The sequence below is a fragment of the Mangrovimonas xylaniphaga genome, from assembly GCF_001280435.1.
GTDB classification, from domain to species: domain Bacteria; phylum Bacteroidota; class Bacteroidia; order Flavobacteriales; family Flavobacteriaceae; genus Mangrovimonas_A; species Mangrovimonas_A xylaniphaga.
In genome coordinates this window covers 21,045-34,121 of record NZ_LBIP01000018.1, presented here as the reverse complement: position 1 = coordinate 34,121, position 13,077 = coordinate 21,045, and the positions used below count along the sequence as shown (strand labels likewise).

Genomic DNA, 13,077 nt, shown 5'->3' with positions numbered 1-13,077 from the left:
AAAAACCTTTTAATACTTTAGGTTCTGTCAGCCTTTAACCATTGTGGTACATCTTGAGGCTTGAACCCTCTCATTTTATCAAGTAGTCTATTGACATCATCTTCCACAATCAGCAAATCTAAATTTGAAATTTTAAGAAGTCCCTTGGCCACCATGGTCTCGAACATTTTGATAAGGTCATCGTAGAATCCATTAGAATTCAACAAGCCAATTGGCTTTTGATGCAAACCAAGTTGCGCCCAAGTGATAATTTCAAAAAGTTCTTCAAAGGTGCCAAACCCTCCTGGCAAAGCTATAAAGCCATCGGAAAGCTCATGCATCTTCAACTTTCGTTCATGCATGGTTTCTGTGGTAATCAACTCATGCAATCCTAAATGTACCACTTCCTTTAATTTTAAAAATTCAGGAATAACCCCTATTGCCTTGCCATTATGCTCCAAAACGGCTTCAGCCACTTTACCCATGATTCCAATCTTCGCAGCTCCGTAAACCAAGGCAATGTCTTCCTTCGCCATTACCTTTCCTAAAAACTGGGCATCACTGATTACCTTGAGATCATTTCCTTCGCTGCTTCCACAAAATACAGCTATCGATTTTAGTGTTTTCATAACTTTATTCCTTTTAGCATCCTGTTATTCCCAAAAATATCCTGACGCAATTCTATATCTGTAAAATTATTATCAATAAGCAACTGCTGCATTTCCGCTCCAAGATATTGATTGATCTCAAAAAACAACATCCCGTTGTTTTTCAAACTCTTACTAGCAAATTTAGTGATTACTTTATAAAAACGTAAAGGATCATCATCAGGAACAAACAATGCCAAATCTGGCTCATAGTCCAAAACGTTGGTTTTCATCTCTCTTTTCTCTAGTTCACGTACATATGGGGGGTTGGAGACGATGACATCAAACTTGAGCTGTAAAAACTCAGGCGCTAAATTCTCAAACTGAAGAATATCGCCTTCCATAAAGTTCACATCCACATTATTTATTCCTGCATTTTCTTTGGCCACTTTAATGGCTTGAGCACTCACATCTAGCGTATAAATTTCAGCGTTGGGCAAGTAATGTCCCAAACTAATGGGAATACAGCCCGTTCCCGTTCCTATATCCAAAATCCTTAATCGCTCAGGCTTATTTTTATTAATTTCAATTATCCAATTAACCAATTCTTCCGTTTCTGGTCTTGGAATTAAAGTTGCCGGAGATACTTTAAATGGTAATCCAAAAAACTCGGTTTCTCCCAATATGTACTGTATAGGTTCTTGCGCCATTAACCTCTTTAAAACCTCGTTCATTTTTACAGCATCTTCAGAACCTATTTCGTACTGAGGCTCCAAAACCAAGGTGATTGGTTTTATCTTGAAATAATGGTCTAAAAGAAGACCGAAAAAACTATCTACTTCCTCAACCCCATAGATTGCATCAAGCGACTGGTGAAACTGAGTTTTTATATTCTTTAAAATCATAATTCTTTTATCATCCAAACATTGCACGAATAGTGTCCTGTATTTCCCATTGGCGCTTCCAAAGTTTCAAAACCCACCTTTCCATACAACTTCGTGGCTGCCTTCATATACGGCAAAGTTTCCAAATAACATTTTTTGAATCCCAAGTCTTTGGCCTTTTCCAAGCATTTTGTCATCATTGCACTTCCTAATCCTGTGCCTCTAGCTTCAGGAAGAAAATACATTTTCTGCAATTCGCACACATCGACCTCTCCCTCCAAAGGAGCAATTCCCGCGCCTCCAATAACCTTACCATTGTCATCCAAAACATAGTATACCATTTTAGGAGCACTATACGTTATAGTCATACAATCCAAAGCTACATCCTCATAGGCAGTCCCAACTTTTGGAACCCCAAATTCAATCAGGACATCTCGAATTACAGCCGCTACTTGAGCATCGTCTTCAGCCTTAATTTCTCTAATGACAATATTATTTTTGCTCACTTTTAATTGGTATTTTTGCCACATCAAATTTGGGATGAAGATACACGAAAAATACATAAAACGCTGTATAGATATTGCCAAAAATGGCTTGGGACATACAAGACCCAATCCCATGGTTGGCTGCGTTATTGTTCATGAGAACAATATCATTGGCGAAGGTTTTACAAGTCCATACGGCGGAAATCATGCAGAGGTAAATGCCATACATTCCGTTCAAGACCCAAAACTTTTGGAAGAAGCCACACTTTACGTGACGCTTGAACCTTGCAGCCATTTCGGAAAAACGCCTCCTTGCAGTGATTTGATTATCAAATCCCAGATTCCAAAAGTGGTTATTGGAACCATTGACACCCATAGCAAAGTTGCAGGAAAAGGTATTGAAAAATTAAAAGCCGCCGGATGCAATGTGACTGTTGGAGTTTTAGAAAATGAGTGTCAAGAACACCATAAACGCTTCTTTACGTTTCATAACAAACAAAGACCATACATCATCCTAAAATGGGCACAAGCCCTAGATGGCTATTTGGCACCTGAAACACAAAACAAACAGGAACCTGTTTGGATTACCAATACATTTTCGCGCCAAATTGTTCACAAATGGCGAACCGAAGAACATGCCATTTTAGTGGGCACTAAAACCGTTATTAAGGACAACCCTAAATTAACGGTTAGAGATTGGAAAGGCCAAAACCCAATAAGAATTGTACTCGACAGAACAGGTAAACTCCCTAAAAACCTTGGGGTTTTCAATAATAAATCCAAAACCATTGTAATTTCATCTTCAGAAAATACCAACGTTTTAAATTCTGAATTTACTCAGACAGAATTCATAGCTTGGGAAGACAACACACATATTGCCAAACAAATTTGTGAGCTTCTCCATAAACAAGACATTCAATCTGTAATTATTGAGGGGGGAGCGCAAACACTGCAGACTTTTATAAATGAAGGCCTTTGGGATGAAGCAAGGGTGTTTACCGGCAATGTTCTTTTTGAAAAAGGCATCGAAGCTCCAAAAATTCATGGAACGTTAGTTTCGCAACAACACATTTTACAAGACAGTTTAAACATATACCGCAATGATTAAAACCATTATATTCGACTTTGGAGACGTTTTTATCAACCTAGATAAGGAAGGCGCCATAGAGACTACCAAAGCCACTTTGAACCTTCAGGAATTTCCAGAAGAAATGCTATCGGTGAACTGTCTTTACGAACAAGGACTTATTTCCACAGAAGAATTCAAGGATTTTTACTTCCAAAATTTCAAGAACATCTCCGAGGAGACTTTAAAAGATGCCTGGAATTACATTTTAAAAGACTTTCCAGAGCATAAACTGGATTTTTTGAAACAGTTGGCAAAAGATGGCAATTACCAACTTATCCTTTTAAGCAACACCAATGAACTTCATATTGATTGGGTAAAAGAAAACATTTCTGTGTTTGAAGATTTCAAAAAGCAATTTGACAAATTCTACCTGTCTCATGAAATTCAACTAAGAAAACCTGATACCGAAATCTACGAATTTGTACTAAGGGAAAACAATCTAAAACCAGAGGAATGTCTTTTTGTTGATGATTTAAAAGAAAACACAGATGCCGCAAAATCATTGGGAATTCACGTATGGAATATCGATCCTAAAACCGAAGATGTTTGCACTTTGTTTGCTACGCACAAACACTTATTTTAAAACAATACCGATATTCATTATCCAACACACTGATGACTAAAGACACTTACAAAACCATTACCAAAGCATCTGAAGAAGTCTTGTTTAAGGATAAAAACAGTAAGTTTTTCGGCTATGCCATCCCCATTAAATCTGAAGAAGAGGCAAAAACCTATATTGAAGCCCTAAAAAAACAGCACCACTCGGCACGCCATTGGTGCTACGCCTACCAAATAGGCACAAAGGAACCCAACATCATTTTTAGAGCCAATGATGACGGAGAACCTAGCAACAGTGCCGGGATGCCAATTTACGGACAGATCCAATCTTTTGAAGTGACCAACATATTAGTAGTTGTGGTTCGCTATTTCGGAGGCGTCAAACTTGGTGTTGGCGGGTTGATAAATGCTTACAAAACTACTGCCCAAATGGCACTTGAGGTTTCCAAAATTGTGACCAAAACCATCAACGCGGAATTTCTGATCCATTTCGATTATGTGAACATGAACAAAGTCATGCGAATCATCAAAGAAAAGGACCTAAAAATCGTCAATCAGAAGTTGGAAATGGACTGTGAAATAACCATTTCTGTTCGCCTAAAAAATGCCGATGAAATTCTCCAAATTTTTGATGCTTTATATGAAATCGACATCAAAAATTTAAACGATTAATTTTGCAGTTGGTCTAAAATATTTTTTGGACATCTGGTTGGCCGATTGCGTTTCATATCGATAAATGCCAAAACAGTTTTCCCAGTTGTTAACAATTCATTTTCCGCATTAAAAATTTCATAATCAAACTCAATTGAAGCCGAAGGAATTTTTGCCAAGGTTGTCACTACACGAACTTGATCATCATAACGAGCTGACTTCTTGAAATTTACACTCAAAGACACCACAGGAAGCATGATTCCTTCCTCCTCCATTTGCCGATAACTTACCCCAAATTTTCGTAACCATTCGGTTCGTCCCATTTCGAAGTACTGCGCGTAGTTTCCGTGGTATACAACGCCCATTTGATCTGTTTCTCCATATCGGATTCTAAATTGTATTTCATCTGATTTTAAAGCGTTACCCATTCTTTTTTAATTTTTTTTTCGTACTTTCAAGGAAATTTAAACATGCTAAAAAAATTCTAAAAATTCAACCCCTATTCAGTTTTTTTTTTAAGAATTTTGTTCACATATTTGTCATGTAAAAATTTGATCCAAGAGAAACTCTATTTTCTCTTTTTTTTACTAAAACTAAACTAACTAAACAACAAATAATCTTAGAGAATGGATGTAACTGCGCAATCAGTTTGGAATAATTGCCTGTCTTTTATTAAGGATAACATACAACCCCAAGCTTATAAAACTTGGTTTGAACCCATACAAGCAGTCAAACTTTCAGACAAAGCGTTAAGCATTCAAGTTCCCAGTAAATTTTTCTACGAATGGCTTGAGGAGCACTACGTAAAAATCCTTAAAGTTGCCCTTACCAAAGAGCTTGGTGACAGTGCCAAATTGGTATATGTTATCAAGATGGAAAACACCTATGGCAACAAGCAGCCGTTCACTGAAAAAATACCGAGTTCCAACCGTACTGCGGTAAAATCCCAAGATGTTGACATTCCATTCAACAACAAAAATCCAGAACTTAAAAATCCATTTGTAATTCCTGGTATCAGAAATATCAAGATTGAATCTCAGCTGAATCCAAATTACAATTTTGAGAACTTTTTGGAGGGAGACTCTAACCGATTGGCCAGAAATGCCGGTTTGGCTGTAGCTAGCAAACCAGGAGGAACTTCTTTTAATCCTCTTTTGATTTTTGGTGGTGTTGGCTTAGGAAAAACCCACTTGGCACACGCCATTGGTATTGATATTAAAGACAAGTATCCAGAGAAAACTGTTCTATATATTTCAGCTGAAAAATTCACTCAGCAGTACATTGATTCCGTAAAAAAGAACAACAGAAATGACTTCATTCATTTCTACCAAATCATTGACGTTCTTATTATTGATGATGTTCAGTTTTTGTCTGGAAAATCAGGAACGCAAGACGTGTTTTTCCACATTTTCAACCACTTGCACCAAAACGGCAAACAGGTAATCCTTACCAGTGATAAGGCTCCTGTAGACATGCAAGATATTGAGCAACGCTTGTTGTCCCGTTTTAAATGGGGACTTTCTGCAGAATTGCAAACCCCAGATTTTGAAACCCGAGTTTCTATCTTAAGAAACAAATTGTACCGTGACGGTGTAGAAATCTCTGACGATATTATTGAATACATTGCCAAGCATATCAAAACCAATGTAAGGGAATTGGAAGGCGCTATCATCTCTTTGATCGCCCAGTCTTCTTTCAACAAAAAGGAAGTCACCCTTAACCTTGCAAAAGATATTGTTGAGAAATTTGTAAAGAATACCAAACGCGAAGTTTCTATCGATTATATCCAAAAAGTCGTGTCGGATTATTTCCAAATGGATGTAAGCACCTTGCAGTCTAAAACTAGAAAAAGACACATTGTGCAAGCTAGACAATTGGCTATGTTCTTTGCTAAAAAGTACACCAAAGCCTCTTTGGCAAGTATTGGATCTCAAATTGGAAAACGCGATCACGCTACAGTATTACATGCTTGCAAAACAGTTGATAACTTGACTGCTACAGACAAGCAATTTAGAAAATACGTAGACGATCTTTCTAAAAAATTCTCCGTTTAACAAATGGCTATCACAAGAATTTTAATGGTGTGTCTCGGAAATATCTGCAGGTCACCATTGGCTCATGGAATTTTGGAATCCAAACTTCCCGACCATTTATTCTATGTGGATTCTGCAGGCACTTCCAATTATCATATTGGCCAACAGCCGGACAGAAGGTCTATAGCTGTTGCTAGATTGCACGGCATTGATATTTCCCATCAAGCCGGGAGACAGTTTAGCAAAAATGATTTTGATACTTTTGATATCATCTATGCCATGGACCAAGACAATTATAATGATATTGTTAGATTGGCCCGTACCGAGGATGATATTGCCAAAGTCCGAAAGATTTTGGATGCAGACACCAATATTTCAAGCAAAAATGTTCCCGACCCTTATTATGGCGACATGAGTGATTTTGAACATGTTTTTGCCCTTTTGGATACCGTTTGTCAAGAAATTGCAGACCAACTTAATTCCTAACCACCCCTTTTTTCAATCTCATTTTTGTATTTTGTTGTATCTAAGCATTCTAATACATCAAAATGAAACTTCCCTTTACCCTTCTGTTGGCCCTTTTTGTTCAGATTAGCTTTTCCCAAGACATTGAAATTACATCTTTTGCCACTGGGTTGGTAGATCCGGTGAACATTAAACATGCTGGTGATGAAAGACTGTTTGTTGCAGAACAAGCCGGCACCATTCAAATTATAAGTTCTGAAGGAACTTTAAACGCAGCTCCTTTTTTGGACATTACTTCCATTGTATATGACGGTGCTAGCGAACAAGGTTTGTTGGGCTTGGCCTTCCACCCTAACTATGAAACCAATGGCTATTTTTATGTAAACTATATCAACAATAGCCAAAACACAGTCATTTCCAGATTTGAAAGAACCGATACCAACACAGCCGATCCCAACTCTGAATTAATTTTATTAACCATCACCCAACCCTACAACAACCATAACGGCGGAGATCTTGCCTTTGGTCCAGATGGCTATTTATACATTGGCACAGGTGATGGCGGAAGTTCAGGCGATCCGCAAAATAGAGCTCAGAATCTTACCTCTCTTTTAGGAAAATTGTTGAGAATTGATGTGGATAACCCCTCTGTAGGAAACAACTATGGGATTCCAAGTGATAATCCTTTTGTATCCAATCCCAATGCCCTAGATGAAATATGGGCCTACGGACTGAGAAACCCTTGGAAATTTTCCTTTGATCGTGACACCAATGACTTATGGATTGCTGATGTTGGTCAGAATTTATACGAAGAAATCAATATGGTTACTCCTTCAACTTCCGTAAACGGATTAAACTACGGATGGCGATGCTATGAAGGAAATACAGCATACAATTCAACAAATTGCCCAGACGACAGCACTCTAACTTTTCCCGTTGGTGTTTATAGCCACAGTGGCAATGGAGGCCCCACGAAATGCTCTATTACAGGGGGCTATAGATATCGAGGTTCGGAACAAGCCGGCTTCAATGGTCTCTATTTTTTCGCCGACTTTTGTAGCAATGAAATTGGCACCCTTCAAGCTAATGGCAGTGATTGGACCATGACTTTCACCCCTCCATATTTAAACAATGAATGGAGCTGTTTTGGAGAAGATGTGAGTGGTGAATTATATATTGCAGGTTTAACTTCAGGAACTATCTACAAAATCACCGGGAACAGTTTAGGAATGGAGGATGAACACATGGCAGAAGTAAAAATATATGCAAGTTCCCAAAACCAAACCATAACTGTAGACCTCAACAACAACACTTCCATAAACCAATTAAATCTTTACGATATTCAAGGGAAATTCTTAAAATCTATCACTAATTTTGAAAGCTCTATAATTACCATCTCTTCTGAAAACTTTTCAGCAGGGGTCTACCTTATGGAACTCAAAAAAATAAATGGCTCAAGGGTTATAAAAAAACTAATCGTTGATTAAGAATGGAAAAGAACACTGGTAAATTATACCTCATCCCAACTCTTTTAGGAGACAATCCCTCATTGGAAGTACTTCCTATTTCGGTAAAAAGTGTCATAGAACATATAGATTCTTTTATTGTAGAAAACGAAAAATCGGCAAGGCACTTTATAAAACATGTCTGTCCTCAAAAATCGCAACCAAAATTGCATCTACAAGTACTTAACAAATACACGGAGAGTATGGAGATGATGACTTTTTTAGATCCATGTAAAGAAGGCATAGACATGGGACTTCTTTCTGAAGCTGGCTGTCCTGGAGTTGCAGATCCCGGTGCTGAAATTGTGAATTTGGCACATCAAAACAACATTCAGGTTGTTCCTCTAGTAGGACCTTCTTCTATAATTCTAGCAATGATGAGTTCTGGAATGAATGGGCAGAGTTTTGCTTTCAACGGTTATTTACCTATCGACAAACAGGAACGCAAAAACACATTAAAAAAATTGGAGAGACGTTCTCAAGAAGAAAATCAAAGTCAGATTTTTATTGAAACCCCTTACAGGAACAATAAGCTTTTAGAAGATTTATGTCAAGTTTTACAGCCTCAAACCAAAATTTGTGTGGCCTGCGACATTACATTGCCTACCGAATACATTAAAACCTTAACGGCCAAGCAATGGAAAACGACAAAGATTGACTTACACAAACGTCCGTCAATCTTTATCATTCATAAGGAATAATCAATACAACTATAAAATAGCTTTTGCTGTTTTATTAGGAACAATATGGGAAGTATCGTACCCTGAAAATCGTTTCATATAGTACTTTACAGATGTTCCATAGGCATCCTTGAAATTGTCAACCCCCGAACTTCTCAGGAATTTCTTTACGCTTCCAGGTCCCGCCAAGTGAGCCGCAGCTAAAATACCGGATTCCGTAACGCTGATACCGTTAATGGTAGTTCCTACAAAACGCTTGATGTCTTTACGCAAAATCCACTTATTGCGTTCTGCATTGGCCAAAAAGGCTTTTTCTTGAAGTTCCGGATTGTACAAAAACTGGTTAGGATTATAAATTCCTATTAATTTCAAGGTTTCTGCACCAAATTGGTACTTTCCAAGATAGCCTAACGTATTCACCGTAAAATAATTTCCTCTGGATTCCTTAAAAGCAATCGCTTCCTTGAATCCTATATAGGTTTTTCCTATATTTGGAAAATAGACCTCCTCGGAGAAAGGAGTTGTGGGCTCTTCAGTTTCATTAGCTAAAAAAGCCAAATCTTCTGAAACTGTAAAATCAAGTTCTAACCCTTCTGTTGAATAGTCACCCATATCAACGGCTTCTTGGTTAGAAGAAAGCGCCAAATAAATCAGCGCACAAATTGTAAGAGGGATTACGAAAAAATTAGTTTTCTTTTTTATCATAATAGCTAATTTATAAAGCCGTTATCTCCCCAAAAACGGGCTTTAAATTTCAGCGGGCAAAGGTATAACTTTTTTTTAAACCCTGAAAATTAATCGCTTAAGTACTTCAAAAATAGATTCCGTGGAACTTTATGCAATTTTTATCGGTGAACTCCACTGTAGGAAAAGGTATCTTAATAAGGTTAAAAACTTCAAAAACAGTTCTTAAAAAATGGGAGTTTGTGTTAATTTTAGTTAAATCTACATCGAGGCTAAAAAAATACTGTCGGCGCCTATTTTTTTCAATAATTTCTTCAATATTTTCATTTTCCGATCCAAAAAGCATTCCCTCTGCTCCATAGCCAAAAGCCATGTTCAACCACCTCGGAATTTTACTTTCCTTAAAAAACGAATGTAGATTAATACTTAGCCAATAAGTTTGCCCATTGTAATCTTTCAGGATTTCTTCCAAAAATCCATCTCCAAGGGTTTCGGGCCGCAGCTGTGCATAATGGGTTTCATGAAACGAATATTTTAAAGTCATTCGCTGTTCTTTCCAAAGTAATTCTTGGCCAATATACAATCCCGTACCCGAAGCATTGGCAATAACATCTCCCCAAGAAAAGCCCCATTCCTCTGAAAATCCATCAAAAACCTCCACTGCCGTTAAAAAAGCAAAGCCTAAAGTACCGCCGTACAACAATTGGTCTCTTTCGCTTACCCCACTCCATTGCAATGTGTTTGCTCCCAATCTCCCCATTTGGTAAGAGGTGTAAACATGTCCCAATTTATCCATTTGCAACCATTCTTGGTTGTCATTTAGGGTATGGAATTTTGAACGAGGATAATCGGCGTACCAAAGTTGGTCCAAACCAATCAACGCCATGGTTGCAAGTGAAGCTTCGGAAATAACCACTGCATTTCTCCTTTTTATATTGAGAGTGTCACTTGGCTTAAGAAACTTATTTATTCCTGTTTGGGCATAGCTGGCAGTAACCGCAAAACAAAACAATATTATTTGAGTGAGGCCACGCTTCACCCCTATCGTCTTATCCCTTGAGAAGATAAATAACTTTGGTATTCCCTAGCATTAATGTTATGCTGTGTCAAAGTTTTGGCAAATTTATGGTATCCCAAACGCTTGGCATCGGCAGCAAAATACAAGTAATTATGTTTCTCATAGTTCAAAACCGCATCTATGGCCGAAATATCTGGCATGGATATAAGCCCAGGAGGCAAGCCAGCATATTTATAGGTGTTGTATGGCGATTCAATTTCCTTATGGACATTCAAAACACGTTTAATAACCGTACCCTGATATTCTGGTAATTGGTAGGCCGCATATTTCAAGGTTGGATCGGCCTGTAAAGGCATACCAATCTTGATTCTGTTCATATACACCCCTGCAATTCTAGGTTGCTCACTTGCTTGTTTGGATTCTTCATGTACAATGGAAGCCAAAGTCATGACCTCATTTTGGCTCAAACCAATTTCTTTGGCTTTAGCCTTTCTACTGTCATTCCAAAACCTACTGTATTCGGTTGCCATACGCTCGCAGAATTGCTCAGAAGAGGTATTCCAAAAAAATTGGTAACTGTTAGGAATGTACATTCCTAGAGCTGTTTTCTCAGAAAATCCATTGGCGTCCAAAAATGCCTTGGAAGTCATTTCGTTCAACAATGACAAACTATCGGCTTCTATCTGGACAGCAATCCTTCCCGCTAATTTTGCTAGACTTTCCTGATTGTTAAAAGACAGTTTGATAGGAATATTATTGCTTCTTATGGTATTTATAATGTCATTATTGCTCATGCCTTTTTTAATGACATACTTCCCTGCTTTGATATTGGTTGTGTATTGCTTTCTATTGGCAAGGGCATCAAATTTATCGATATCCAACAACAATGGTTCCAATTGCTCCCTAACATCTTGGTAGGTAGCTCCGGACGGAATATACACATAAGCCTGCTCATTATTAAAGCTTGTATTTGGCTTAAACATGGCTCCATAAATATAATATGCAATAAAAGCAGCAATGGCCAAGCCTAAAAGGGCAATTGCCAACAGTATTTTTTTAAAGTACATTTAACTAGATATACGTTGAAATAAATATTCGTTTTTGAAGGAACCATCTGCAAAGTTCCAATCCTTCTTCAGCCCTACTTTTTGAAAGCCGTTGCCCTCAAACAATTTGATACTGGCTTTATTTTCTTCAGAAATATTGCAATACAGTTGATGTAGATTTAAATACTTATCGCAATACCCTATGAGCAGCTTTAGAGCGTCATTACCATGGCCCATACCTCGATTCACCTCATCTTTTATCAAAATTCCGATACCGGCTCTTCTGTTTTTGAAATCGAAATCAAAAAGGTCGATCAAGCCAATGACTGTATCACTATTGTTACAAATGGCCAATCGCAACTGTTTAACTTCAAAAATGTCTCTGTGGGCATTTTCCAGATACAGCTTGATGGCATATCTGGAATATGGGGTTATGGTGTTGCTAATTTCCCAAACGGACTCATCATTTTCAATGGCATGGACAAATTCCAAGTCTTCTGGCTCCAACGCCCTTAAATAGATATGATCCCCTTTGAGTGTTAGCATTCAATTTCACCTTTAAACACAAATATTGCAGGACCAATAAGCCAAACATTATTGTAATGGCCATTTGTAACTTCAAAAGACACCTTCAATTGTCCTCCTTGAACTTGCAAAGCTATTGTTTCCTTATCGGTTTGTCCTGTATTGTGCATGGCAATAGCTACAGCAGTAACGCCTGTTCCACAAGATAAGGTTTCATCTTCCACTCCTCTTTCATAAGTTCTCACAGCGAAAAAGCCGTCTTCAATTTTACTCACAAAATTAATATTGCTTCCTGCTTTACCATACAATTCACTATAACGGATTTTAGCGCCTTCGGTTTTAACATCCATGTCGTCCAAATTACTATTGAATTCCACATGGTGAGGAGATCCCGTATTTAAAAACACATGCGATTTGTGTTGTTCAACCAAATCCACATCCTGCATCTGTAGGTGTACAATATTGTTGTCTACCGTGGCATGGTGAAGTCCGTCCACAGCCTCAAACGTAGCCTTGTCTTCAATAACTCCCAAATGTTTTGCAAACGCCACCAAGCATCTACCTCCATTACCGCACATAGAGCTTTCGTTTCCATCGGCGTTGTAATACACCATTTTGAAGTCATATTCTGGGTGGTTTTCCAATAAAATCAAACCATCGGCACCAATGCCAAAACGTCTGTCACACAAAAAAGCTACTTGTTTGGTATCATTTTTGTCGAAAGTTTGTTGACGATTATCAATCATCACAAAATCGTTCCCTGTTCCTTGATATTTGTAAAAAGTAAGTTTCATATTGGGGACAAATATAGGAATAATCGACGGTAAATCCCGTTGTTAAATAGG

The 13,077-nt window shown here is 37.9% G+C and carries 16 protein-coding genes; 7 read left to right on the top strand and 9 right to left on the bottom strand.

What is annotated here, in order from left to right; translation table 11 throughout:
- Positions 1-17: 17 nt before the first annotated feature.
- The 3 genes from ZA06_RS11225 to ZA06_RS11215 are packed head-to-tail and all read right to left on the bottom strand — an operon-like array spanning position 18 to position 1,956.
- Complete coding sequence (locus ZA06_RS11225; protein ID WP_053977574.1) at positions 18-608, bottom strand: LOG family protein; 591 nt, start codon at positions 606-608, stop codon at positions 18-20.
- Positions 605-1,471 carry a peptide chain release factor N(5)-glutamine methyltransferase gene (gene prmC / locus ZA06_RS11220; protein ID WP_053977573.1) on the bottom strand — a complete coding sequence of 289 codons (867 nt, stop codon included), beginning with the start codon at positions 1,469-1,471 and terminating at the stop codon, positions 605-607. Before prmC ends, ZA06_RS11225 begins: the two co-directional genes overlap by 4 nt.
- A complete protein-coding gene (locus tag ZA06_RS11215) occupies positions 1,468-1,956 on the bottom strand; it encodes a GNAT family N-acetyltransferase (protein WP_053978065.1) in 489 nt (162 codons plus the stop codon). The genes prmC and ZA06_RS11215 overlap by 4 nt, the downstream gene beginning before the upstream one ends.
- 34 nt (positions 1,957-1,990) lie before the next feature.
- On the opposite strand from ZA06_RS11215, the gene ribD reads away from it, so the two are divergent.
- Genes ribD through ZA06_RS11200 form a run of 3 tightly spaced genes read left to right on the top strand, consistent with a single transcriptional unit; the run spans position 1,991 to position 4,297 of the window.
- Complete coding sequence (gene ribD, locus ZA06_RS11210; RefSeq protein ID WP_053977572.1) at positions 1,991-3,043, top strand: bifunctional diaminohydroxyphosphoribosylaminopyrimidine deaminase/5-amino-6-(5-phosphoribosylamino)uracil reductase RibD; 1,053 nt, start codon at positions 1,991-1,993, stop codon at positions 3,041-3,043.
- Positions 3,036-3,647, top strand: a complete 612-nt coding sequence (locus ZA06_RS11205; protein WP_053977571.1) for an HAD family hydrolase — start codon at positions 3,036-3,038, stop codon at positions 3,645-3,647. Before ribD ends, ZA06_RS11205 begins: the two co-directional genes overlap by 8 nt.
- 29 nt (positions 3,648-3,676) lie before the next feature.
- Complete coding sequence (locus ZA06_RS11200) at positions 3,677-4,297, top strand: IMPACT family protein (RefSeq protein WP_157503274.1); 621 nt, start codon at positions 3,677-3,679, stop codon at positions 4,295-4,297.
- Here ZA06_RS11200 and ZA06_RS11195 read toward each other — a convergent pair.
- Complete coding sequence (locus ZA06_RS11195) at positions 4,294-4,704, bottom strand: acyl-CoA thioesterase (RefSeq protein WP_053977569.1); 411 nt, start codon at positions 4,702-4,704, stop codon at positions 4,294-4,296. The two genes, ZA06_RS11200 and ZA06_RS11195, sit on opposite strands and share 4 nt — an antisense overlap.
- A 198-nt stretch (positions 4,705-4,902) precedes the next feature.
- On the opposite strand from ZA06_RS11195, the gene dnaA reads away from it, so the two are divergent.
- The 4 genes from dnaA (at position 4,903) to ZA06_RS11175 (ending at position 8,980) form a co-directional block, all read left to right on the top strand.
- The gene (gene dnaA / locus ZA06_RS11190) at positions 4,903-6,330 is read left to right on the top strand and encodes a chromosomal replication initiator protein DnaA (protein ID WP_053977568.1); all 1,428 of its coding nucleotides are present in this window, start codon (positions 4,903-4,905) and stop codon (positions 6,328-6,330) included.
- Positions 6,331-6,333: 3 nt separating this feature from the next.
- A complete protein-coding gene (locus ZA06_RS11185) occupies positions 6,334-6,795 on the top strand; it encodes a low molecular weight protein-tyrosine-phosphatase (protein ID WP_053977567.1) in 462 nt (153 codons plus the stop codon).
- 62 nt (positions 6,796-6,857) lie between these two features.
- Positions 6,858-8,261 carry a PQQ-dependent sugar dehydrogenase gene (locus ZA06_RS11180; RefSeq protein WP_053977566.1) on the top strand — a complete coding sequence of 468 codons (1,404 nt, stop codon included), beginning with the start codon at positions 6,858-6,860 and terminating at the stop codon, positions 8,259-8,261.
- Positions 8,262-8,263: 2 nt separating this feature from the next.
- On the top strand, positions 8,264-8,980 hold the full coding sequence (locus tag ZA06_RS11175) for an SAM-dependent methyltransferase (RefSeq protein WP_053977565.1): 717 nt from the start codon (positions 8,264-8,266) through the stop codon (positions 8,978-8,980).
- A gap of 9 nt (positions 8,981-8,989) precedes the next feature.
- Here ZA06_RS11175 and ZA06_RS11170 read toward each other — a convergent pair whose 3' ends face one another.
- The 5 genes from ZA06_RS11170 to dapF form a co-directional block, all read right to left on the bottom strand.
- Positions 8,990-9,664: a hypothetical protein gene (locus ZA06_RS11170; protein WP_053977564.1), complete on the bottom strand. Its 675-nt coding sequence runs from the start codon at positions 9,662-9,664 to the stop codon at positions 8,990-8,992.
- Positions 9,665-9,770: 106 nt separating this feature from the next.
- Positions 9,771-10,682 (bottom strand): DUF2279 domain-containing protein, encoded by a 912-nt coding sequence (locus ZA06_RS11165; RefSeq protein WP_157503238.1) that lies wholly within the window; start codon positions 10,680-10,682, stop codon positions 9,771-9,773.
- A gap of 2 nt (positions 10,683-10,684) precedes the next feature.
- On the bottom strand, positions 10,685-11,728 hold the full coding sequence (mltG, locus tag ZA06_RS11160; RefSeq protein WP_053977562.1) for an endolytic transglycosylase MltG: 1,044 nt from the start codon (positions 11,726-11,728) through the stop codon (positions 10,685-10,687).
- The gene (locus tag ZA06_RS11155) at positions 11,729-12,253 is read right to left on the bottom strand and encodes a GNAT family N-acetyltransferase (protein WP_053977561.1); all 525 of its coding nucleotides are present in this window, start codon (positions 12,251-12,253) and stop codon (positions 11,729-11,731) included. It lies immediately after the preceding gene.
- Positions 12,247-13,026: a diaminopimelate epimerase gene (gene dapF / locus ZA06_RS11150; RefSeq protein WP_053977560.1), complete on the bottom strand. Its 780-nt coding sequence runs from the start codon at positions 13,024-13,026 to the stop codon at positions 12,247-12,249. The genes ZA06_RS11155 and dapF overlap by 7 nt, the downstream gene beginning before the upstream one ends.
- Positions 13,027-13,077 lie beyond the last annotated feature (51 nt).

What these genes read in the sequence shown, in the direction of transcription:
- ribD (WP_053977572.1), top strand. Translation starts at nt 1,991, where the DNA reads ATGAAGATACACGAAAAATACATAAAACGCTGTATAGATATTGCCAAA.
- ZA06_RS11175 (WP_053977565.1), top strand. Translation starts at nt 8,264, where the DNA reads ATGGAAAAGAACACTGGTAAATTATACCTCATCCCAACTCTTTTAGGA.
- ZA06_RS11205 (WP_053977571.1), top strand. Translation starts at nt 3,036, where the DNA reads ATGATTAAAACCATTATATTCGACTTTGGAGACGTTTTTATCAACCTA.
- mltG (WP_053977562.1), bottom strand. Translation starts at nt 11,728, where the DNA reads ATGTACTTTAAAAAAATACTGTTGGCAATTGCCCTTTTAGGCTTGGCC.
- ZA06_RS11170 (WP_053977564.1), bottom strand. Translation starts at nt 9,664, where the DNA reads ATGATAAAAAAGAAAACTAATTTTTTCGTAATCCCTCTTACAATTTGT.
- ZA06_RS11180 (WP_053977566.1), top strand. Translation starts at nt 6,858, where the DNA reads ATGAAACTTCCCTTTACCCTTCTGTTGGCCCTTTTTGTTCAGATTAGC.
- ZA06_RS11195 (WP_053977569.1), bottom strand. Translation starts at nt 4,704, where the DNA reads ATGGGTAACGCTTTAAAATCAGATGAAATACAATTTAGAATCCGATAT.
- ZA06_RS11185 (WP_053977567.1), top strand. Translation starts at nt 6,334, where the DNA reads ATGGCTATCACAAGAATTTTAATGGTGTGTCTCGGAAATATCTGCAGG.
- dapF (WP_053977560.1), bottom strand. Translation starts at nt 13,026, where the DNA reads ATGAAACTTACTTTTTACAAATATCAAGGAACAGGGAACGATTTTGTG.
- dnaA (WP_053977568.1), top strand. Translation starts at nt 4,903, where the DNA reads ATGGATGTAACTGCGCAATCAGTTTGGAATAATTGCCTGTCTTTTATT.
- prmC (WP_053977573.1), bottom strand. Translation starts at nt 1,471, where the DNA reads ATGATTTTAAAGAATATAAAAACTCAGTTTCACCAGTCGCTTGATGCA.
- ZA06_RS11225 (WP_053977574.1), bottom strand. Translation starts at nt 608, where the DNA reads ATGAAAACACTAAAATCGATAGCTGTATTTTGTGGAAGCAGCGAAGGA.
- ZA06_RS11155 (WP_053977561.1), bottom strand. Translation starts at nt 12,253, where the DNA reads ATGCTAACACTCAAAGGGGATCATATCTATTTAAGGGCGTTGGAGCCA.